At 38.6% G+C, this 20,212-nt stretch carries 22 protein-coding genes; 21 read left to right on the top strand and 1 reads right to left on the bottom strand.

Annotated elements, in window-relative coordinates; all coding sequences use genetic code 11:
* The first annotated feature begins 283 nt into the window (after positions 1-283).
* The 6 genes from fapR (at position 284) to rnc (ending at position 4,577) form a co-directional block, all read left to right on the top strand.
* Complete coding sequence (gene fapR / locus KBP50_RS09960) at positions 284-856, top strand: transcription factor FapR (RefSeq protein ID WP_050352703.1); 573 nt, start codon at positions 284-286, stop codon at positions 854-856.
* Complete coding sequence (plsX, locus tag KBP50_RS09955; protein WP_050352704.1) at positions 857-1,864, top strand: phosphate acyltransferase PlsX; 1,008 nt, start codon at positions 857-859, stop codon at positions 1,862-1,864.
* A complete protein-coding gene (gene fabD, locus KBP50_RS09950; RefSeq protein ID WP_050352705.1) occupies positions 1,861-2,799 on the top strand; it encodes an ACP S-malonyltransferase in 939 nt (312 codons plus the stop codon). Before plsX ends, fabD begins: the two co-directional genes overlap by 4 nt.
* Positions 2,799-3,539: a 3-oxoacyl-[acyl-carrier-protein] reductase gene (fabG, locus tag KBP50_RS09945; RefSeq protein WP_050352706.1), complete on the top strand. Its 741-nt coding sequence runs from the start codon at positions 2,799-2,801 to the stop codon at positions 3,537-3,539. Before fabD ends, fabG begins: the two co-directional genes overlap by 1 nt.
* Before the next feature lie 44 nt (positions 3,540-3,583).
* The gene (gene acpP / locus KBP50_RS09940; RefSeq protein ID WP_050352707.1) at positions 3,584-3,820 is read left to right on the top strand and encodes an acyl carrier protein; all 237 of its coding nucleotides are present in this window, start codon (positions 3,584-3,586) and stop codon (positions 3,818-3,820) included.
* Positions 3,821-3,893: 73 nt separating this feature from the next.
* Positions 3,894-4,577: a ribonuclease III gene (rnc, locus tag KBP50_RS09935; RefSeq protein WP_050352708.1), complete on the top strand. Its 684-nt coding sequence runs from the start codon at positions 3,894-3,896 to the stop codon at positions 4,575-4,577.
* Positions 4,578-4,739: 162 nt separating this feature from the next.
* On the opposite strand, the gene KBP50_RS09930 is transcribed toward rnc, so the two are convergent.
* Positions 4,740-4,961, bottom strand: coding sequence for a DUF1128 domain-containing protein (locus KBP50_RS09930; RefSeq protein WP_050352709.1), 222 nt, complete (start codon positions 4,959-4,961; stop codon positions 4,740-4,742).
* A 379-nt stretch (positions 4,962-5,340) separates the two neighbouring features.
* On the opposite strand from KBP50_RS09930, the gene smc reads away from it, so the two are divergent.
* The 15 genes from smc (at position 5,341) to KBP50_RS09855 (ending at position 19,839) form a co-directional block, all read left to right on the top strand.
* Positions 5,341-8,907 carry a chromosome segregation protein SMC gene (gene smc, locus KBP50_RS09925; protein ID WP_050352710.1) on the top strand — a complete coding sequence of 1,189 codons (3,567 nt, stop codon included), beginning with the start codon at positions 5,341-5,343 and terminating at the stop codon, positions 8,905-8,907.
* Positions 8,908-8,920: 13 nt separating this feature from the next.
* On the top strand, positions 8,921-9,916 hold the full coding sequence (ftsY, locus tag KBP50_RS09920) for a signal recognition particle-docking protein FtsY (RefSeq protein ID WP_050352711.1): 996 nt from the start codon (positions 8,921-8,923) through the stop codon (positions 9,914-9,916).
* 155 nt (positions 9,917-10,071) lie between these two features.
* Complete coding sequence (locus KBP50_RS09915; protein WP_050352712.1) at positions 10,072-10,392, top strand: putative DNA-binding protein; 321 nt, start codon at positions 10,072-10,074, stop codon at positions 10,390-10,392.
* A gap of 13 nt (positions 10,393-10,405) precedes the next feature.
* Positions 10,406-11,758: a signal recognition particle protein gene (gene ffh, locus KBP50_RS09910; RefSeq protein WP_050352713.1), complete on the top strand. Its 1,353-nt coding sequence runs from the start codon at positions 10,406-10,408 to the stop codon at positions 11,756-11,758.
* 235 nt (positions 11,759-11,993) lie between these two features.
* Positions 11,994-12,272 (top strand): 30S ribosomal protein S16, encoded by a 279-nt coding sequence (rpsP, locus tag KBP50_RS09905; RefSeq protein ID WP_050352714.1) that lies wholly within the window; start codon positions 11,994-11,996, stop codon positions 12,270-12,272.
* 9 nt (positions 12,273-12,281) lie between these two features.
* The gene (locus tag KBP50_RS09900; protein WP_050352715.1) at positions 12,282-12,509 is read left to right on the top strand and encodes a KH domain-containing protein; all 228 of its coding nucleotides are present in this window, start codon (positions 12,282-12,284) and stop codon (positions 12,507-12,509) included.
* 303 nt (positions 12,510-12,812) lie between these two features.
* On the top strand, positions 12,813-13,202 hold the full coding sequence (locus KBP50_RS09895; RefSeq protein ID WP_050352716.1) for a YlqD family protein: 390 nt from the start codon (positions 12,813-12,815) through the stop codon (positions 13,200-13,202).
* A gap of 11 nt (positions 13,203-13,213) precedes the next feature.
* Positions 13,214-13,729 (top strand): ribosome maturation factor RimM, encoded by a 516-nt coding sequence (gene rimM / locus KBP50_RS09890; protein WP_050352717.1) that lies wholly within the window; start codon positions 13,214-13,216, stop codon positions 13,727-13,729.
* A complete protein-coding gene (gene trmD, locus KBP50_RS09885) occupies positions 13,730-14,467 on the top strand; it encodes a tRNA (guanosine(37)-N1)-methyltransferase TrmD (RefSeq protein WP_050352718.1) in 738 nt (245 codons plus the stop codon). It begins immediately after the preceding gene.
* A gap of 126 nt (positions 14,468-14,593) precedes the next feature.
* Positions 14,594-14,938 (top strand): 50S ribosomal protein L19, encoded by a 345-nt coding sequence (rplS, locus tag KBP50_RS09880; protein WP_050352719.1) that lies wholly within the window; start codon positions 14,594-14,596, stop codon positions 14,936-14,938.
* 616 nt (positions 14,939-15,554) lie between these two features.
* Positions 15,555-16,133, top strand: a complete 579-nt coding sequence (gene lepB / locus KBP50_RS09875; protein ID WP_050352720.1) for a signal peptidase I — start codon at positions 15,555-15,557, stop codon at positions 16,131-16,133.
* 10 nt (positions 16,134-16,143) lie between these two features.
* Positions 16,144-17,001, top strand: coding sequence for a ribosome biogenesis GTPase YlqF (gene ylqF / locus KBP50_RS09870; RefSeq protein WP_050352721.1), 858 nt, complete (start codon positions 16,144-16,146; stop codon positions 16,999-17,001).
* Between the two features lie 145 nt (positions 17,002-17,146).
* Positions 17,147-17,917 (top strand): ribonuclease HII, encoded by a 771-nt coding sequence (locus tag KBP50_RS09865; RefSeq protein WP_050352722.1) that lies wholly within the window; start codon positions 17,147-17,149, stop codon positions 17,915-17,917.
* 15 nt (positions 17,918-17,932) lie between these two features.
* Entirely contained in the window at positions 17,933-19,579 is a 1,647-nt protein-coding gene (locus KBP50_RS09860; protein ID WP_050352723.1) for a hypothetical protein, read from the top strand.
* Positions 19,576-19,839 (top strand): EscU/YscU/HrcU family type III secretion system export apparatus switch protein, encoded by a 264-nt coding sequence (locus tag KBP50_RS09855; protein WP_050352724.1) that lies wholly within the window; start codon positions 19,576-19,578, stop codon positions 19,837-19,839. Before KBP50_RS09860 ends, KBP50_RS09855 begins: the two co-directional genes overlap by 4 nt.
* The last annotated feature ends 373 nt before the right edge of the window (positions 19,840-20,212 follow it).

Genomic DNA, 20,212 nt, shown 5'->3' with positions numbered 1-20,212 from the left:
CTTTATCCTGTAAAGTATGCTGCTGTCGTATGCTTTGCTGATACGGAAGGCTGTAGTAACGGACTTTAACAGGAGTATTTGTCCTATTGGTTAGATGGAGGGCAGTGTATGAGAAGCTCTGCTATAAAGACATCTTCTCTGAACTGCATCATGCAAGAGTAAGCATTCTTTACGTCCATCTAGTACTAAAACTAGCAAATGAAGCAATTTTACGTAATGGTACCAAGCTTTTTTGAACAACTTCTAAAAGAGTAATGTATAATTCTATATGGATGGTGCAGTCATGAAACGACCAAAGGCTGAACGTCAGCGCTTATTAAAAGAAACTATTGAGCAAACGCCGTTTATAACAGATGAAGAGTTAGCCAAGCAGTTTGATGTAAGTATTCAAACAATTCGTCTCGACCGGATGGAATTGTCCATTCCTGAGTTGCGTCAACGTATTAAGTCCGTAGCGACGGAGCAGTGGAATGAAATGGTTAAAGCATTGCCACTTGAAGAAGTGATCGGCGAAGTGATTGATTTGGAATTAGACGAACGGGCTATTTCGATACTAGATATTCGTCAGGAGCATGTGTTTTCTCGTAATAAAATCGCTCGAGGGCATCATTTGTTTGCCCAGGCGAACTCATTGGCTGTTGCGGTATTAAATGATGAATTGGCTTTAACAGCTAAATCAGAACTGAAATTCACAAGACAAGTAAAAGAAGGCGAACGTGTCATAGCAAAAGCTGTAGTAAAAGGGAAAGAAAAGGGATTGACGCTTGTTCATGTGAACAGTTTTGTAGAAAATGAATTAGTATTTACAGGTGATTTCCATATGTATCAATCGAATCAGCACAAAGGAGCAGACTAAATGAGAATAGCTATTGATGCCATGGGGGGCGATCATGCACCGGAGTCGGTAGTGCTCGGTGCCATGAAAGCTGTCTCTGAAATGAAAGATCTACACATTACGTTAGTCGGCGATGAATCAAAAATAAAAAAATATGCAAGCGATCATGAGCGAGTTAGCATTTTACATACAACGGAAATAATCACAGCAGAGGACGAGCCTGTTCGGGCAGTCAGAAGAAAAAAACAATCTTCATTAGTCTTAACAGCGAATGAGGTGAAGCAAGGAAAAGCAGATGCTTGTATTTCTGCCGGAAATACTGGAGCTTTGATGAGTGCAGGCTTGTTCGTAATCGGGAGAATTAAAGGCATTGAACGCCCTGCTTTGAGCCCGACGCTGCCTACGCTGGATGGACAAGGGTTTTTATTTTTGGATGTTGGTGCCAATGTGGATGCAAGACCGAACCACTTGCTTCAATATGCTATCATGGGTTCCATTTACGCAAGTAGAGTCCGCTCTATCGAACGCCCCAAAGTAGGTTTATTAAACGTTGGAACAGAGGACGGAAAGGGATCTGAATTAACGAAGAAGACTTTTCAGTTACTGCAAGAAGCTCCGATTCATTTTGTGGGTAATGTCGAAGCGAGGGACTTGTTAAATCGGGTTGCTGATGTTGTTGTTACCGATGGTTTTACAGGAAATATTGCCCTCAAAACCATTGAAGGAACAGCTGGCTCCATTTTTTCCATGTTAAAACAGACATTAACCGCTTCCACTAAAAGTAAACTAGCGGCTAGTATGTTAAAGAAAGATTTAACAGCATTGAAAACAAAATTAGATTATTCGGAATATGGCGGCGCGGGTTTATTTGGCCTGCAAGCTCCAGTTATTAAGGCACATGGTTCTTCAGATCAACGAGCGATAACCAACGCAATTAAGCAAGCACGCTATATGGTAGAAAACCAAATTACAGAAACAATCCAATCAACCATCGAGTCGATACATATAGCGAAGGGGGAAGAACAATGAAAAAAGTAGCGTTTATGTTTCCAGGACAAGGGTCTCAAGAAGTAGGCATGGGAAGGGAAATGTATAACACCTACCCTGAAGTGAAACAATTATTCCATGAAGCAGATGAACTGTTACAGACAAATTTAAGCCAAATTATATTTAATGGACCTAAAGAACAGTTAACTGCAACCGAGTATGCCCAACCGGCACTGTTATTAATAAGTACAGCTATACACACTCAACTTTTAAAGCACGAGGTGCAGCCAATCATGACGGTTGGTCATAGTCTTGGAGAATATAGCGCTCTCGTTGCTTCTGGGGCGATTGCGTTTGATGAAGCACTCCCATTGGTAGCTACTCGTGGAAAATTAATGGAAGAAGCTTTTCCAAAAGGGCAAGGAACGATGGCCGCTGTTCTCGGTTTAGATGAGCAAGCTGTTCAAGCTTCATTAGCAGAAGTGAAGGAAGAAGTAGTTGACATGGCGAATTTGAACTGCCCAGGTCAAATCGTTATTTCCGGTTCTGTAAAAGGTGTCGAGCAAGCTGCTGAAATATTGAAAGCGAATGGAGCGAAACGTGTTTTACCTTTAAACGTTAGTGGACCATTTCATTCCCGGTTAATGCAAGCAGCCAATGAATCTTTTGCTGCGTATTTAAACCAAGTAACAATTAACGATACTGCGATTCCAGTCTATGCTAATGTTTCTGCTCAACCAGTAAGAGAGCATAATGAGATAAAGGATTTACTAGTAAAGCAGCTTTATTCTCCTGTTCGTTTTGAGGAATCAATTCGAAACATGATGCAGCATGATGTGGATGCTTTTGTAGAAATAGGAAACGGAAAAGTTTTAAGTGGACTAGTTAGAAAAATTGATCGAAACATGAAAACTTTTACCGTACAAGATGTTGACTCGCTAAATGAATTTATTTCTTGGTTTAAGGGGGAAGGCTAATGTTAACTGGAAAAAATGCACTGGTTACAGGAGCTTCCAGAGGTATAGGACGTGCCATCGCACTCGAATTAGCGAAGCAAGGTGCAAATGTGGCGGTCAATTACGCGGGAAGTGAAGCAAAAGCAGAGGCTGTTGTGAATGAAATTCAACAGCTTGGCAGACAAGCTGTTAAAATCCAAGCGGATGTAGCAGATGAAGTAGATGTCAAAGCAATGACAAAGGAAGTAGTTTCACAATTTGGCACATTGGATATCCTTGTGAATAATGCTGGAATAACGCGGGATAATTTACTTATGAGAATGAAGGAAGCAGAATTCGATGAAGTGATTAATACAAACCTAAAAGGCGTATTTATCTGTACAAAAGCAGTTACGAGACAGATGATGAAACAACGCTCTGGAAAAATCATTAACGTTGCTTCGATTGTCGGAGTAAGTGGTAACCCTGGTCAAGCAAACTATGTAGCTGCAAAAGCAGGTGTCATTGGTTTAACAAAGACAACTGCAAAAGAATTGGCTTCCAGAAATATTCATGTTAATGCAGTAGCTCCAGGTTTTATTTCTACTGATATGACGGATGCATTGTCGGAAGAACAGCATAAAGATATGTTGACAATGATCCCGTTGCAAAGGCTAGGAGCACCGGAGGATGTAGCGAAAGTCGTTCGATTCCTAGCTAGTGAGGATGCGGATTATATTACTGGGCAAACGATCCATATCGATGGCGGAATGGTAATGTAGCATCTGTTTTGTACTATATTTTACTTGAAAGGGGGTGACTGGATATGGCAGATGTATTTGATCGTGTAAAAGCAATTATTGTGGACCGTCTTGATGTCGACGAATCAAAAGTAACGATGGAAGCTTCTTTTAAAGAAGACTTAGAAGCTGATTCATTAGATGTTGTCGAACTTGTTATGGAACTTGAGGACGAATTTGACATGGAAATTGCTGATGAAGAAGCGGAAAAAATTAATACAGTAGGTGATGCTGTTAACTACATAAATAATTTACAAGGTTAACAGTATAGCGGATGAAAGTCTCGTCATAACGAGGCTTTCTGTATATTAGATCAATTAAACTGAGGTGCCATTCATGAATGTTGTCCAAATAGAAAAACAATTAGGTCTTCATTTTCGTAATCCCTCGCTGATCATGCAAGCATTTACTCATTCATCTTATGTGAATGAGCATCGTCATAAAGTTATTTCGGATAATGAAAGGCTGGAATTTTTAGGAGATGCTGTATTGGAGTTAGGCGTATCTCAATATTTATTTCGAACAAATAAACAAATGCCAGAAGGAGAAATGACGAAATTACGAGCGGCTATCGTTTGTGAACCTTCGCTAGCCAGCTTCGCACGTGGCTTACACTTTGGGACGTATATTTTACTGGGTAAAGGTGAAGAACAGACAGGAGGGCGTGACCGAGATGCTCTGCTGGCAGATGTGTTTGAAGCGTTTTTAGGCGCGCTTTATTTAGATCAGGGATTTGATACAACGATACAATTCTTGGAAGAACACGTGTTTCCGAAAATAACAAATGGTGCTTTTTCGCATGCGATGGATTATAAAAGTCAATTACAAGAATTAATTCAACAAGTAAAGCATCGTTCAGTGGAGTATAAAATTGTCGAGGAACGAGGACCGTCTCATGATAAGGAATTTATAGCAAAAGCTTTTATTCAGGGGGAAGTGTACGGTTCCGGAATAGGCAGAACAAAGAAGGAAGCAGAACAGCGAGCGGCAAAAGCTGCTTTAGATAAATATAAACAATAGCAAAAGGCTGTACCATTTTTACAGCCTTTTGCTATTTTCTTTCCTAGATCATTTATGGTAACTTGCTTTCATCATATATACCTGCATCTAGACCATACTCGGTGAAGTTATTCTTTTAGTAGTACCGACAGCTGCTTGAACAAGACAACTTCGCTTTCATACTTATTTACGAATGTTTCTTAATTCTTCAATGAATGCTTGCGTTTCTAGCATACTGAGATGTCCCTTTCGCTTTATCATATCATACAACGATTTTAGTTCATCATATTTATCCAGATCATAATCCTCTGCGTCCATAATGGTACGGTTTACAACAGACAGATGATCTGCAATTTCATCTAGTAATATTTTTAAGTTTTCTTGTGAGGGGTACTCTAAACTCATTATTTGCCAGCTCCTTTATTCTGCATGTCACGTTCTAAACTTCTTTTACCATTACATTTATGATAAAATAAATGCGGTAAAATGCCAACCGTTTTTTTATTGTATAGGAAACTATACAGTCAACTCTGAAGACAGATGACGCGCTGGTAGCTTTGAAACTAAACGGTAAAAAGGCATCCGCGCGTCCCGATAGTGCGTTGCAAGAGGACGCTCACTAGCCGATCTAAGGTGTGCGAAGTTTATATCCGGAGAAGGGTTATATGCATTATCCACCATTTCTAGATAGTTCGGGTTTTACGTTTGTCTCAGCTCAAAAATTTATTAGTAGTATAGAGTATGATAATATACATATTCTTTCGTTAATTAGGAGAAATGTCGGATGTATTTGAAAAGATTAGAAAGCGTAGGCTTTAAATCGTTTGCTAAACGAATAAACGTTGATTTTGTTCCTGGTGTAACCGCAGTTGTAGGACCAAATGGAAGTGGTAAAAGTAATATAACGGACGCTATCCGTTGGGTGCTTGGTGAACAATCAGCGAAATCGCTGCGCGGCTCTAAAATGGAAGATATCATTTTTCAAGGGAGTGATACGCGTAAGCCGTTAAATGTTGCTGAAGTAACGTTAGTTCTCGATAATCATGATCAGCTTCTACCATTAGATTATGACGAGGTAAGTGTAACGAGACGCGTCTATCGTTCCGGAGATAGTGAGTACTATATTAATAACCAGTCCTGTCGGTTAAAAGATATTGTCCATTTATTTATGGATTCTGGGCTAGGCAGGGAAGCTTTTTCGATTATTAGTCAAGGGAAAGTAGAAGAAATACTAAGCTCCAAGGCTGAAGAAAGAAGAACCATATTTGAAGAAGCTGCAGGTGTTTTAAAATATAAACAACGAAAGAAAAAGGCAGAATATAAGCTCGCTGAGACACAAGAAAATTTAAACCGTGTTGAAGATATTATTCATGAAATTGAACAACAAATCCAACCATTGCAAGAACAAGCAGAAATAGCACGTCAATATCAGGTGTTCAAAGATCAATTAAAGGAAACAGAGATTACTTACTTGCTAGCAGAAATTGAACGTCTTCATACAGAGTGGCAATCATTATTAAAAGAAATAGATCAGTTGAAAGATAAACAGCAAAGTGTACAGCATAAATTGGATCAGAAAGAAAAGGAGCAAGACAAGGAACGTCACTCACTGCAACAAATGGATCAACAATTCGAACAATTGCAAGCAGATTTATTAACTGTAACGCAAACATTAGAGAAATATGAGGGAAAAAAACAGTTGTTTCTTGAGCGTTCCAAGCATTTTTTCGAAAACAAGGCAAAGCTAGGTGCCCAAAAAAATCAAACCTCTGTACGAATAGGGCAGTTACATGATGTATTTGTGCAAGAAAAGAAACATTTGGCTGATTTGCAAACAGCAAAAAAAGCAACAGAACAATCTGTTAAACAGTTAGAAAGTAAGCTCCGTTTAGGGAATGCGGATCTAGCCGAAAAGATAGAAGATCGGAAATCAGATTATATTGAGTGCTTAAATGAGCAAGCTGCTAAACGCAATGAAAAACAAACGTTGGAAGAACGCCTACAGCAGGTAGCTGCTATAACAGAGAAGCAATCGGAAAAATTTGCTGGACTGATTCATGATAGAGAAGAATTACTAGAAAAAGTGAAGCGGCTCACACCTGATGTTGAACAGCAAAAGCAAACATGCACCCAAAAAGAAAAAAACATCCAATCCATCAAGCAATCATTAGAACGAGAGCGTCATGCTTTTCAAGAAGCTCAAACCAAATTGTATCAAGGGTATCAGTATATAGAAAAAATCAAATCGAAAAAAGAAATGCTGGAGGAAATGAAAGAAGACTTTCAAGGCTTTTTTCAAGGAGTTAAAGCTGTTTTAAAAGCGAGAGAAGAAAAGAAGCTTTCTGGTGTATACGGAGCGATTATCGAATTAATGGATGTTCCCAAGGCATATATTACTGCCATGGAGACAGTACTCGGGGGGCAAGCGCAGCATATTGTTGTAAAAGATGAGCGTTCTGCGAGGCAATCTATTTCCTGGTTGAAGCAAACCAATAACGGCAGAGCAACATTTTTGCCACTCTCTTCTATCCAGGAACGGTTTATTCCAAATGATATAAAAAGAAAACTAATCGGGCATGCTGGTTATGTCGGAATCGCTGCTGAACTTATTCAGACAGATGCCGTTTACCGCAAAGCCATTAACCATTTAATGGGTCATGTCGTCATTGCTAAAACATTAAAAGATGCCAATGAGCTAGCAGCTTTGTCTTCCAGACGTTATCGTATAGTTACACTGGATGGCGATGTAGTTAACCCCGGTGGATCTATGTCTGGGGGGGCGAAGAAAAAAACGAATCAATCTCTATTTACACGTGAAAAAGAGCTTGAAGAAATGACTGCAAAATTACAAGCTTTTGACAAAAAGATATTGGAATTCGAAAAAAATGTCCAGCGCCAAAAACGACAAATTCAAGTTTTAGAAGAGCAGTTAAAAACGGAAGAAACAACGTTGCAAGCTGAGCAAAAGCAGCTACAACAAATGCAGACAGATTTTCGTGAATTGGAAATGAAGCTACATGCTTTAAATGATCGATTACGTATCTATGATCAAGATAAGCGGCAGCATACAGAGGATCGTGACGACCTAGCGAACCGCAAGATGCTTCTTGAGAAAGAGCTAATTCAGTTAGATCAGCAAGCAAAAGAAATTGAACAAGAAATTCAGGATTTAAACAAACAGCAAACGGAGCTGAAAAATAATAAAGAAAAACTGCAGGAAGAATTACACCAAAAGCAAGTTTTATTGGCAGAGCAAGATGAACGGGTAAGAAACCAGCGTGAAAAAACAAAGCAAGTACAAGAACAACTTACAGAACTTCAACATGAATATGACCAATATGTCGAAGAATGGAAAAACCTAGTAGAATTCCAAGAAGCAAACGAATCAGAGGAACAAATAGATGATATGATTAGGCAACAATCTAGAGCTAAGCAGGAAATAACTGCTTCTATTGAAAAAATACGTACAGAACGTACTACTCGCTCCAAACAGATTCAAGATCAAGAACAGGAACTAAAGCTGATTCACAAGCAGTTGGATGAACTTAGACGAACTTTAAATCAGAAGGAAGTTCAGTCCAATCGAATCGATGTGGAGCTTGAGAATTTACTAAACCATTTGCAGAGTGAGTATTTGATGACATATGAAAAGGCCCAGCAAATGTACGAAAAAGCAAAAGATAAACAGGCTGCCCAAGCTTCCGTTACACAGTTGAAACAGCAAATCGAACAATTAGGAACGGTAAATTTAGGAGCTATTGATGAATATGAGCGTATTAATGAGCGATATAGCTTCTTAAAAGAACAACAAACAGATCTTGTTGAAGCAAAGCAAACCCTTCATCAAGTAATCAGTGAAATGGATGAAGAAATGAAAAACCGTTTTGGTGAAACATTCTCGCAAATTAAAGAAGCATTTGCCGATGTCTTTCAGCAATTGTTTGGCGGGGGGCACGCGGAGCTAAAATTGACCGATCCGAAAAATCTGCTTGATACAGGGGTGGATATTATTGCACAGCCACCAGGGAAAAAACTGCAACATCTCGGACTGTTATCAGGCGGAGAACGGGCATTAACCGCGATTGCATTATTGTTTGCAATTTTACGTGTTCGTCCAGTTCCGTTTTGTGTACTGGATGAAGTAGAAGCTGCATTGGATGAAGCCAATGTGGCGAGGTTTGCCAAATATGTGAAATTGTTTAGTGAAAAGACGCAGTTTATCGTCATTACTCACCGTAAAGGTACGATGGAAGAAGCAGATGTGTTATACGGTGTAACCATGCAGGAGTCAGGTGTGTCACGGTTAGTATCCGTCCGCTTAGAAGATACAGAACAATTAGTGGAACAATAAGGAGGAATGCATGATGGGTTTTATGGATAAGTTAAAAAACAAGTTTCAAAGAAATGAAGAACATGCGGAAGATGTATCAGAAAAGTATAAAGAAGGAATGAAAAAGAGCCGGCAAACATTTTCCAGTAAAATTAACGATTTGCTCGCTAGATATCGAAAAGTGGATGAAGACTTCTTTGAAGAATTGGAAGAGGTGTTAATCTCTGCTGATACTGGTGTAGCTACTGTTATGGACTTGATTGACGAATTGAAAATGGAAGTAAAACGACAAAACATTAAAGACACGACAGAAATGAAAGATGTTATTTCTGAAAAGCTGGTAGAAATTTATTATGGTGATAACGAACAGGAAATAGAAAGTCTTTCTCTTCAGGAAGGTGAGCTTTCGATTATCTTGGTTGTAGGAGTAAACGGGGTAGGGAAAACAACCTCAATTGGTAAACTAGCTCATCAGCTTAAGCAGGAAGGAAAGAAGGTTATGCTTGCTGCTGGGGACACCTTTCGCGCTGGAGCGATTGAACAATTAGAAGTTTGGGGCGAGCGAACAGGTGTTGACGTCGTAAAACAAAATTCCGGAAGTGATCCAGCAGCTGTTATATTTGATGGGATCAAATCAGCTAAATCGAAGCAAGCCGACGTTCTCATTTGTGATACCGCTGGCAGGCTGCAAAACAAAGTGAATTTAATGAACGAACTAGCAAAAGTAAAGCGCGTAATCGAACGAGAAGTTCCTCATGCACCGCATGAAGTTTTGCTTGTGTTGGATGCGACAACAGGACAAAATGCGTTAAGTCAAGCTAAAATATTTGCTGAGGCAACAGATGTAACGGGAATTGTATTAACAAAACTAGATGGAACGGCTAAAGGTGGAATTGTTTTAGCTATACGAAATGAGTTACAAATACCGGTTAAGTTTGTCGGTTTAGGAGAAGGCGTTAATGATTTACGCCCATTTGATGCACATGCATTTGTCTATGGTTTATTTGCTGATTTACTGGAAAAAGAATAAAGGAAGTTTACTTGACACATATATTTCATTTCGTTATTCTTACGTTGTAGTGAGTAAAGTAAGTTTATCATTGTGAGAAACGCCATTTCTAATGACGTAAGCGAGACGCACGAAATACGTTTATCTAATAAATTAACGATAAGAGGTGTAGCAAGATGCTGGAAAAAACGACAAGAATGAATTATCTATTTGATTTTTATCAGGCATTACTTACACCTAAACAGCGAAATTATATGGAAATGTACTATTTAGAGGATTATTCGCTTGGAGAGATCTCTGAAGTATTTGATGTATCAAGGCAAGCTGTGTATGATAATATAAAGCGAACGGAACAAATGCTGGAATCGTATGAGCAAAAGCTTGGCTTATATAATAAATTTCAGCAGCGCTTTGAGCTGTTAAAGCAGCTAGAAGAAATAACTTCTGGCAACAAAGATGTGCAACAGCTCGTGATTAAATTAAAAGAATTGGATTAGGGGGACACCTTCTATGGCATTTGAAGGATTAGCTGACCGCCTGCAAAGTACGATAAAAAAAATAACTGGTAAGGGTAAGGTATCTGAGCAAGACGTAAAAGAAATGACGCGAGAAGTTCGTTTGGCCTTGCTAGAAGCTGATGTTAACTATAAAGTGGTTAAGGACCTTATCAAAAATATTAAAGAACGTGCTGTTGGTCAAGAAGTAATGGAAAGTTTAACTCCAGGACAACAGGTTATTAAAGTCGTCAAAGAAGAGCTAACGGCCTTAATGGGCGGTGAACAAAGTAAAATTGCTGTAGCTGATCGCGGACCTACTGTGATTATGATGGTAGGCTTACAAGGAGCAGGGAAAACAACCACCTCTGGAAAACTAGCCAACTTACTGCGCAAAAAACACAATCGTAACCCTCTACTTGTTGCCTGCGATGTTTACCGTCCGGCAGCAATTCAACAGCTGGAAACATTGGGGCGTCAGCTTGATATGGCTGTGTTTTCCATGGGGGAAGAGGCAAATCCAGTTGATATTGCGAAAAACGCGCTAGAAAAGGCAAAAGAAGACCATCATGATTATGTCATTATCGATACTGCTGGTCGTTTACATGTAGATAACGAACTGATGGGAGAATTACAACAGATTAAAGCAGAAGTGCAACCGCATGAAATTTATCTTGTTGTTGACTCCATGACTGGACAGGACGCAATAAATGTTGCGGAAAGCTTCAATGAGCAACTTGATATAACTGGCGTCATTTTAACGAAGCTGGATGGGGATACACGTGGTGGTGCAGCTCTTTCCATTAAAGCTGTGACTGACAAGCCAATCAAGTTTGCCGGAATGGGAGAGAAGCTTGATGAGTTAGAAGCATTTCACCCTGACCGGATGGCCTCTAGGATTCTAGGCATGGGCGATGTACTATCTTTAATTGAAAAGGCACAAACCAATGTGGATGAAAAGCAAGCCAAAGAATTGGAAGAGAAAATGCGCACGATGTCATTTACTTTGGACGATTTTTTGGAACAAATGGGACAGGTAAAAAAAATGGGTCCATTAGAAGATTTAATGGCCATGATTCCCGGAGCAAACAAAATGAAGGGGCTAAAAAATGCCCAATTCGATGAAAAACAGCTTTCGCATGTGGAAGCGATCATAAAGTCTATGACAAAGCAAGAACGTCAGGATCCAAGTATCATGAATGCAGGTAGAAAAAAACGAGTAGCTAAAGGTTCAGGCACGAATGTGTCACAAGTAAACAGATTACTAAAGCAATTTGAAGAAATGAAGAAAATGATGAAGCAAATGACGAATATGCAAAAAGGCAAGAAAGGTAAAAAAGGAAAAGGCATGAAACTCCCATTTATGTAATAAAGAGGAACTCCTTTTCCAAACACAATGTCTTTAGCTTATAACGGTTTTTAGGAGAATGAAAGAAATGGGATTTCAAGGCTACTTCAGCACGCTTTAATGGTTCATGCCAACAATGGAATAACCCATGAAATACAATATTTTCTTTCTGTAATGGAAAAACACTTTACAGACTTTGTTTTTTCTGCTAGAATTTAAAAATGTGTTAAGTTATTAAAGATGGAGGTGCAAGAAAATGGCAGTAAAGATTCGTTTGAAACGTATGGGATCAAAGAGAAACCCATTCTACCGTATTGTTGTCGCTGATTCACGTGCGCCACGTGACGGGCGTTCTATTGAACAAATAGGAACATATAACCCTGTAGTTAATCCAGTTGAAGTTAAAATAGATGAGGATAAAGCACTTGACTGGATGTCTAAAGGTGCAAAGCCTAGTGATACAGTTCGCAATCTATTCTCTAAACAAGGCATCATGAAAAAGTTCCACGAGCAAAAAAATCAAGTTGCAAAGTAGAGTGATAACATGAAAGCTCTTATTGAAACGATTGTTACATCACTTGTAGATCATCCTGAAGATGTTGTGATTAAAGAAACAGAGGAAGAAACGAAAATTGTTTATCATCTTTCTGTTCATCCTGAAGATGTCGGTAAGGTGATCGGTAAAAACGGGCGAATTGCGAAAGCAATTCGAACGGTTGTTTATGCAGCAAAGTCAAATAGTAATAAACGTGTGTATTTAGATATTATGTAAAGGGAAAGGGAGGAAATAAACCCTTTCCTTTTTTACACTATAGGAAAGTATAAGATTTTTTTGATTTATAGTATAAGAAAAACAAAGGCTTCCGCCACAAGACTTGGCGACAAGCCAAGTTTTTCTAAACACGTAAATGCTAGCATAGAAGTAAACGACCGTTTATTCAGATTCATTGATACCGTATTTGCAGTTCGATGGAGAAGAGTAGGAATGCACGCGTCAACCCATTTTTCAATATGGTTTGTCCCAACTAAAAAAACTATGTTCTGCTTTAGACGTTTTGAGAGTGAGGCGATAAATATGCAAATTATAAAAAAGGTACAAATAAAACAGGTGTTAACGGAGAATAGTAAGGAAAAAATCAAAGCTAACTTTCATGATCATAAAATGCGACTTGAACAAGAGTGTCAACAGTTGTTGTTTGAGCAGCGCAAATTGCAAAATAAATCCGGTTATTCAAAGCAGGAAATCGAGCATCGATTCCAACAAGAATTAAATAATCGAAAAGAAAAGATCAAACTTGCTGAGTTTAAAATGGAGCAATTGGATATGCTTGAAATCGGTAGTGAAATTGTTGAAAGGGAAGTTGAAGCTCTTGTTGAGGTTACAGAAGGATCGCAATGGAATGAAATAATGAAAGAACAGGCAATCATTGTAAAAGATAATATCGTGATACGAATTGATGAATAGCAGGTGAGATAATGACAGAACAAATGTTTACTGTAGGAAAAATAGTCAATACTCATGGGATAAAAGGGGAGGTAAAAGTGTTACGGATAACCGATTTTAATGATCGGTTTGAAGTTGGTAATGATGTCTACATTATAAAACATGGACAGGAGCCTATTAAGATGACCATTTCCAGCCATCGAGTGCATAAGGGTTTCGATTTGCTTCAATTTGAGGGCTATCAAAACATCAATGATATGATCGCTTTCAAAGGCTGTGAGCTAAAGATTCCCCAATCACAGCAGACGGAATTAGCGGAACATGAATTTTATTACCATGAAATAATCGGATGTACAATGGTTACACAGGCGGGAGAAGAAATAGGTACCATTACAGAGATTTTGTCGCCTGGAGCGAATGACGTTTGGGTAGTCGAGCGAAAAAACGGAAAAAACGCACTTATTCCGTACATTGAAGATGTGGTGATAGATGTGGATGTAGAAGCGAAGAAAGTGACCATTTCTCCAATGGAAGGGTTGTTGGACTAAATGCATATCGATGTATTAACGCTCTTTCCAGAAATGTTTTCTGGGGTAATGGGGTCCTCGATTTTAAAGAAAGCACAAGATAGAAATAAATTCACCTATGACCTTGTGAATTTTCGTGACTATTCCCAACATAAGCATCAGAAGGTGGATGACTACCCATATGGTGGAGGAGCAGGAATGGTATTAGCACCACAACCGATATTTGATGCCGTCGAAGCAGTAAAAAGTAAACGCCCTACCCAACCGCGGATAATTTTAATGTGCCCGCAAGGAGAGACATATACACAAAAAAAAGCAGAAGAATTAGCAGAAGAGGATCATCTTATCCTTATTTGTGGACATTATGAAGGTTTTGATGAACGTATACGCTCGCATGTAGCGAGTGATGAAATATCGATAGGCGACTATGTTTTAACAGGTGGCGAACTAGGAGCAATGGTAGTGATGGACAGTGTTATTCGGCTGCTGCCAGATGTGCTTGGAAATGAGGAATCCGCACCTCAGGATTCCTTCTCAACTGGTCTATTGGAGCACCCGCATTACACACGACCTGCTAACTTTCGAGGGATGGAAGTTCCTGAAGTTTTACTATCTGGCGACCATGCAAAAATAGAGGCTTGGAGAAAAAGGCAAGCTCTTGAGCGAACGTATGAACGGCGAAAAGATTTATTGCTTAAGAAGAATCTATCAGCAGATTTACAGTGTTTGTTAAACGAGCTACAAAACGAAAAAAAGTAGTTGCAGTCTGTTCATGTATATGGTATATTTATACTTGTGTTTAAAGTGATATGCTTTAGGCTTGATCAACGATGTTCCGCTGTCATCTAGGAGATAAGAGCATTGGTTTGGAAGGAGTGAACCAGGATGCAAAAGTTAATTGAAGATATTACAAAAGATCAATTGCGTACGGATCATCCTGAATTTCGCGCTGGGGACACAATAAAAGTACACGTGAAAGTTGTGGAAGGTTCCCGCGAACGTATTCAGGTGTTCGAAGGTGTTGTCATTAAACGTCAAAATGGTGGAATCAGTGAAACATTTACAGTAAGAAAGTTATCTTACGGTATTGGTGTGGAACGTACATTCCCTTTACATTCTCCACGGATTGATAAAATTGAAGTTACACGTCGTGGTATTGTACGTCGTGCGAAGCTTTATTATTTACGTAACCTTCGTGGAAAAGCAGCTCGTATTAAAGAACGGCGTTAATCGAATACATGACAGAGCATGTTAGGGAAAGGAGCTTGGCAATTTGCACAAGCTCCTTTTTTAATAAGATAAGAAACCACCATGGATCGCCAAGAGCGCAAGCCACCATCTATGATGAACAAATTTTGCTTTATAATGTTTAGATTCTTGAAATACTACCTAAATGGTAAATAGCCTTTTTTTCATACAAAAGTGTAAAATGAGGTGCTTGGAGATAACGAAATAACCGAATAGCCACGTCCGGCGCATGAGCCCAGCAACGATGCGACTTTAGAAATGCGCCCTACGATAAGGCCTCATCGGTTCGCGGCAAAGAGGAAGGCCGACTAAAACCGGGCTTGCCGCTCAGGCGTCGGCATACCCCTGTTTTTAGTGGCATGATTCCTAAATCTTTAGTTGATTCGTTCCATTCGCTACGTTGCTAAACGGGCGCCCCGCGCCTTTGTTCATGTTAAGAAAATATAATATTTTGACTACTATAGTCAATTTTAAAAAATCGGCTATCGCTATGGACTATTGTGCTGTTTGTGGAGAAGAGAAATTTTTATATAGTAATGTATGGAAGAAAAAACCATTTTTAATTAGCAATTTTGGTTAAAACAGGGAGGTCGAGCAATTGGCAGAGCAAGCAAAAAAAAAGAAATCTAATAAAGAGTGGCTGGATTGGTTAAAAGCAATTTTGATAGCTTTTAGTTTGGCTTTTATCGTTCGAACATTTCTGTTTGCTCCCGTCGTTGTGGAGGGACCATCGATGTTGCCAACACTACATAATGGAGATCAATTGATCGTTAATAAATTTATTTATGACGTAAAAAAGCCGGAACGCTTTGACATTGTTGTTTTTCATGCTTCTACAGAAAAAGATTTCATCAAACGTATTATCGGCTTACCTGGGGAGCATGTTGAAGTAAAAGATAATATATTGTACATTAATGGGGAAGAAGTAGAACAAAATTATTTAAACGATCAACAAGGAATTCAGACAGAATTACCCATATACACCAATGATTTTATATTAGAAGACCTTCCAGGAAACTACCAAGAGATTCCCGAAAATTATGTGCTTGTTTTGGGTGATAATCGGGAAAACTCAACGGATAGTCGTGTATTGGGGTTGGTGCCAATGGATCAAATTGTAGGTAAAACGAGTTTGCTCTATTGGCCAATGGAACGTATGCAACTAATAAGAAAGTAGGTTTTTAATTATGACGATTCAATGGTTTCCAGGTCATATGGCAAAAGCGAAGCGGGAAGTAGAGGAAAAGCTTAAACTTGTTGACTTTGTTATTGAGTTGGTAGATGCTCGCGCACCTCTTTCCTCCCAAAATCCCATGCTGCAGCAAGTTATCCACCAAAAATCAAAAATGATTGTAATGATGAAAAAAGATTTAGCTGACCAACAAGTAACAGAACAATGGATTGATTATTTTCAGCAACAGAATATTTCAGCTATTGCCATTAATGTGAATGAGCGTAATGATATCCAAGCTGTTATACAATTGGCGAAAGAACAGGCAAAGAAAAAAATGGAAAAGCTAAAAGCAAAAGGAATTCAACCACGTGCAGCACGTGCGATCATTGTTGGTATTCCAAATGTTGGTAAATCCACCCTCATCAATCGTTTGGCAAATAAAAAAATTGCTAAAACAGGAAATAAGCCGGGTGTCACGAAACAGCAACAGTGGATTAAAGTGAAAAAAGATTTTGAATTACTGGATACTCCTGGGATATTATGGCCGAAATTTGAAGATGAAGAAGTGGGCTATCGATTAGCAGCTATTGGAACAATTAAAGATCAATTACTCTCGTTGCAGGACGTCGTTGCATTTGCTATTCACTATATGCAAATCCACTATCCCGAGAATTTGGAAAAACGTTATAGCATAGATAAAGAGATGCAAGATATGTGGGATATTTTTGTTTATATCGGTAAACAACGCGGGGCATTGCAAAGTGGAGGCAAAGTCGATTTTTCAAAAGTCTCCGATATTGTTATTCAAGATTTACGTTCAGGTAAACTTGGAAAAATATCTTTGGAAGCACCAGAAACAGAAGCATTTTAAACAAAGGAATAAAAATAGTAAAACGTAGGACATGCATCTCCGGATGGGTGTCTTGTTATGTGGAGATTTATTTTTTTAACTGTATATCTCTCTTGGAATTTATGATATGAATAATTTGGTCGATAAAAGAAGAGGAAGGGTAAAAATGCACAAGGAGTCTATAAGTGAACTAAACAGATTGTTTCAGGCGGGTCAATTTAATGAAGAGCTGCTCGCAAGTTTACGATCCGATGAACGAAAAGGGGTCCAGCAATTAATAGCAAAATATGAAAAACAGCAGTTGAAATTACAAGCATTCCAGCAACGTCACGCTGAGATGACAATCTACGAACAATCCTACTATAAACAAGGAATGACATATATCGCTGGTGTTGACGAAGCAGGAAGAGGGCCCCTTGCTGGTCCTGTTGTAGCAGCAGCAGTTATTTTACCTTCTGACTTTCTATTGCTAGGGTTAGATGATTCTAAACGATTAACGGAAGCCAAACGAAATGATTTTTTTCATTACATAAAAGAACACGCTATAAGTTATGGGATTTCAATTGTTGAAAGTGAAATGATAGATCAAATGAATATATTGGAAGCTACAAAATATGCAATGCAAGAAGCAATTGGTAAATTAGAACCTGTTCCAGAACACGTATTGATTGATGCGGTCGAATTGGAACAACTAGCATTATCAACGGAAGCAATTACGAAAGGAGATGCAAAAAGCATTTCCATTGCAGCGGCAAGTGTATTAGCAAAAGTGACGAGAGATCAATATATGAAACAATTACATAGGCAATATCCAATGTATGAATTTGCTTCCAATATGGGATATGGTACAGAACAGCATTTTAAAAAATTGCAGGAATACGGTGTTTGCCCACAGCATCGCCGTTCATTCGCACCAATTAAACAAATGATTTACTAATGAGGGGGGAGCAGTTTGCGTATTCAACAGTTGAAAGAGATTTTACAGCTGAATAAATCCGTATTTCCCCAACTGCAACAACTAAAAAAGGGTCAAATAATCCAAGGGAAAGTTATAAAAATATACCCACAAGATAAAGCGCAAATACAATTAGGAGGTTTAAAGCTGATAGCCCAGCTGCAAGCTCCTTTAACAGCTGGGCTGCATTATCATTTTCAAATCATGCAGGCAGATGAGATTTTTAACTTAAAAGTATTAGGCAACCAAACACATGAAACTGCAGCCGTTGGGGCTAAACACCTGTTGAATCAGCTTTCTTTTAAACCATCAGCGCATCAAGTTGCTTTTGTTCAACAATTGATGGAAGAACAAGTGCCTTTTAATAGACAGCAGCTTCAACAAGCTTTTCAGTTTATGTCAGCGCATAAAAATAAACAAGATCTTATCCCCATTATAAAAGAGATGGTCTTACATGAATTGCCCATAAATGAACAGACATTTCAAGCTCTACATGTACAAAAAAACAATCAACTTGTTGCCCAATTTCAAAAGCTTTCCCATATGTTATCCCAACATATGGAGAATTCGCCGTTACAACAGCTATTAAGCGACCTGCTAGAGCCATCTGCAGAAAATGTGGTTAAAAGCCAACAGCAAATATATAAACTGCTTGTTGGAAAAAACAAACAGCTCTTGCCTCTCATTCAAACATTGGGAGGAGACAATAATATTACGTCTTTGCAAACATTAAAAAAACTAGAGCATTATATACATCATCATCAGGAAACGATGCAACATGCCAATCAAATTTTGAAAAAATGGGAAAGTAAACTGCTATTAGCAGCTGCCAATCAGTTTACGCTTTCTGAAGCTGAGGTGTCACAATTAAAACAGGATACCACAGCAACCTTCCCAACTCTGATATCAGATAAAAATGCTCAGACAATTGATTTTGGTCGTTTGTTAGTCCAGCTTCGATCTTTGCAAAAGCCACAAACATATCAGCAATTAGAACGCTTTATTACTTTATCACAAACATATGTATTGGCAGAGCCAAAAAAGCAATGGCTTGAATTAGTGAGACAACATTTGCAATTTTCCGGTATTTCGCATGAATACAAATTAGCGAAAGATGAGACGCCTCCTGTAACGTTAAAAAGTCAGTTAATTCTTGCTTTACAGCAAACAGACGGTGCTTTAAAAGAACGAATACAGCAAGTACTCCATCATTTAAATGGCTTACAAATATCGTCTGTGCAGGATTCGCAAAATGGATTCTTGCAAGCTTATATACAAATTCCAGCTATAAAGCTAGGATTACCTAATGATATGGAATTAAAGTTTGAAGGGAAAAAATTGCGAACGGGGAAACTAGATCCAGACCATTGTCGGATTGTGTTCTATTTGGAATTAACAAACATGAAAGAAACCGTGGTGGATATGCATGTCCAAAATAGAAACGTTAGTATTACCGTTTTCAATGATCATAAAGCATTACGAAGTTTATCAATGAAATTACAACCTTTATTAAGAAAAGGATTGAGAGAAATGAATTATCATTTATCATCTATTTCATTTTTAACCTTACATGAAGAAGAAAAGAAGAAAAGCATAACGAGTTCTAATGCACAGGTTTATCAGGGGGTTGACTTTCGAATATGAATCAAAATCAGAGGAAAGCAGCAGCATTACGTTATCATGAAGCCCATCATGCTGCTCCTGTAGTTACCGCTTCAGGGAAAGGGAAACTTGCAGATGATATTATCGAAACAGCTAAAGAAAACAATATTCCTATTTTAGAAGATGCCTCTCTAGTGGAGTTGCTAGCACAATTAAACATTAATGAAACCATTCCAGAAGAGCTATATGAGGCAGTTGCAGAAGTGTTCGCATTTATATATCGTACGGATCAGCAATTTTAAAAATAAGCTCGGCTAGCATGATAAAGAAACCTATAACCATTATACTGTTTCAATTGTATAGTAGCTACATTTGGCTAACATCGTTGTGTATTGTTTCCTTGAATGAAGAAAGCTAATTTGTACAGGACATGTTGTAGTCTTCTGGTGCTGTTTTTTTATAAGATAAGTTAGTATAAAATGAGGTGCTTGGAAATAACGAAATATCCGAATAGCCACGTCCGGCGCATGAGCCCAACAACGATGCGACTTTAGAAATGCGCCCTACAATAAGGCCTCATCGGTTCGCGGCAAAGAGGAAGGCCGACTAAAAATGGGCTTGCCGCTCAGGCGTCGGCATACCCCTGTTTTAGTGGAATGATTCCTTTATCTTTAG

Origin of the sequence: Virgibacillus pantothenticus, from assembly GCF_018075365.1 — a bacterium.
In the GTDB taxonomy this organism is placed as follows: Bacteria; Bacillota; Bacilli; order Bacillales; family Amphibacillaceae; genus Virgibacillus; species Virgibacillus pantothenticus.
Note: the sequence above shows the minus strand (reverse complement) of the source record. Positions and strands in the feature narration are given on the sequence as shown.

Coding starts and splice junctions, on each gene's coding strand:
- fapR (WP_050352703.1), top strand. CDS start 284: ATGAAACGACCAAAGGCTGAACGTCAGCGCTTATTAAAAGAAACTATT.
- plsX (WP_050352704.1), top strand. CDS start 857: ATGAGAATAGCTATTGATGCCATGGGGGGCGATCATGCACCGGAGTCG.
- fabD (WP_050352705.1), top strand. CDS start 1,861: ATGAAAAAAGTAGCGTTTATGTTTCCAGGACAAGGGTCTCAAGAAGTA.
- fabG (WP_050352706.1), top strand. CDS start 2,799: ATGTTAACTGGAAAAAATGCACTGGTTACAGGAGCTTCCAGAGGTATA.
- acpP (WP_050352707.1), top strand. CDS start 3,584: ATGGCAGATGTATTTGATCGTGTAAAAGCAATTATTGTGGACCGTCTT.
- rnc (WP_050352708.1), top strand. CDS start 3,894: ATGAATGTTGTCCAAATAGAAAAACAATTAGGTCTTCATTTTCGTAAT.
- KBP50_RS09930 (WP_050352709.1), bottom strand. CDS start 4,961: ATGAGTTTAGAGTACCCCTCACAAGAAAACTTAAAAATATTACTAGAT.
- smc (WP_050352710.1), top strand. CDS start 5,341: ATGTATTTGAAAAGATTAGAAAGCGTAGGCTTTAAATCGTTTGCTAAA.
- ftsY (WP_050352711.1), top strand. CDS start 8,921: ATGGGTTTTATGGATAAGTTAAAAAACAAGTTTCAAAGAAATGAAGAA.
- KBP50_RS09915 (WP_050352712.1), top strand. CDS start 10,072: ATGCTGGAAAAAACGACAAGAATGAATTATCTATTTGATTTTTATCAG.
- ffh (WP_050352713.1), top strand. CDS start 10,406: ATGGCATTTGAAGGATTAGCTGACCGCCTGCAAAGTACGATAAAAAAA.
- rpsP (WP_050352714.1), top strand. CDS start 11,994: ATGGCAGTAAAGATTCGTTTGAAACGTATGGGATCAAAGAGAAACCCA.
- KBP50_RS09900 (WP_050352715.1), top strand. CDS start 12,282: ATGAAAGCTCTTATTGAAACGATTGTTACATCACTTGTAGATCATCCT.
- KBP50_RS09895 (WP_050352716.1), top strand. CDS start 12,813: ATGCAAATTATAAAAAAGGTACAAATAAAACAGGTGTTAACGGAGAAT.
- rimM (WP_050352717.1), top strand. CDS start 13,214: ATGACAGAACAAATGTTTACTGTAGGAAAAATAGTCAATACTCATGGG.
- trmD (WP_050352718.1), top strand. CDS start 13,730: ATGCATATCGATGTATTAACGCTCTTTCCAGAAATGTTTTCTGGGGTA.
- rplS (WP_050352719.1), top strand. CDS start 14,594: ATGCAAAAGTTAATTGAAGATATTACAAAAGATCAATTGCGTACGGAT.
- ylqF (WP_050352721.1), top strand. CDS start 16,144: ATGACGATTCAATGGTTTCCAGGTCATATGGCAAAAGCGAAGCGGGAA.
- KBP50_RS09865 (WP_050352722.1), top strand. CDS start 17,147: ATGCACAAGGAGTCTATAAGTGAACTAAACAGATTGTTTCAGGCGGGT.
- KBP50_RS09855 (WP_050352724.1), top strand. CDS start 19,576: ATGAATCAAAATCAGAGGAAAGCAGCAGCATTACGTTATCATGAAGCC.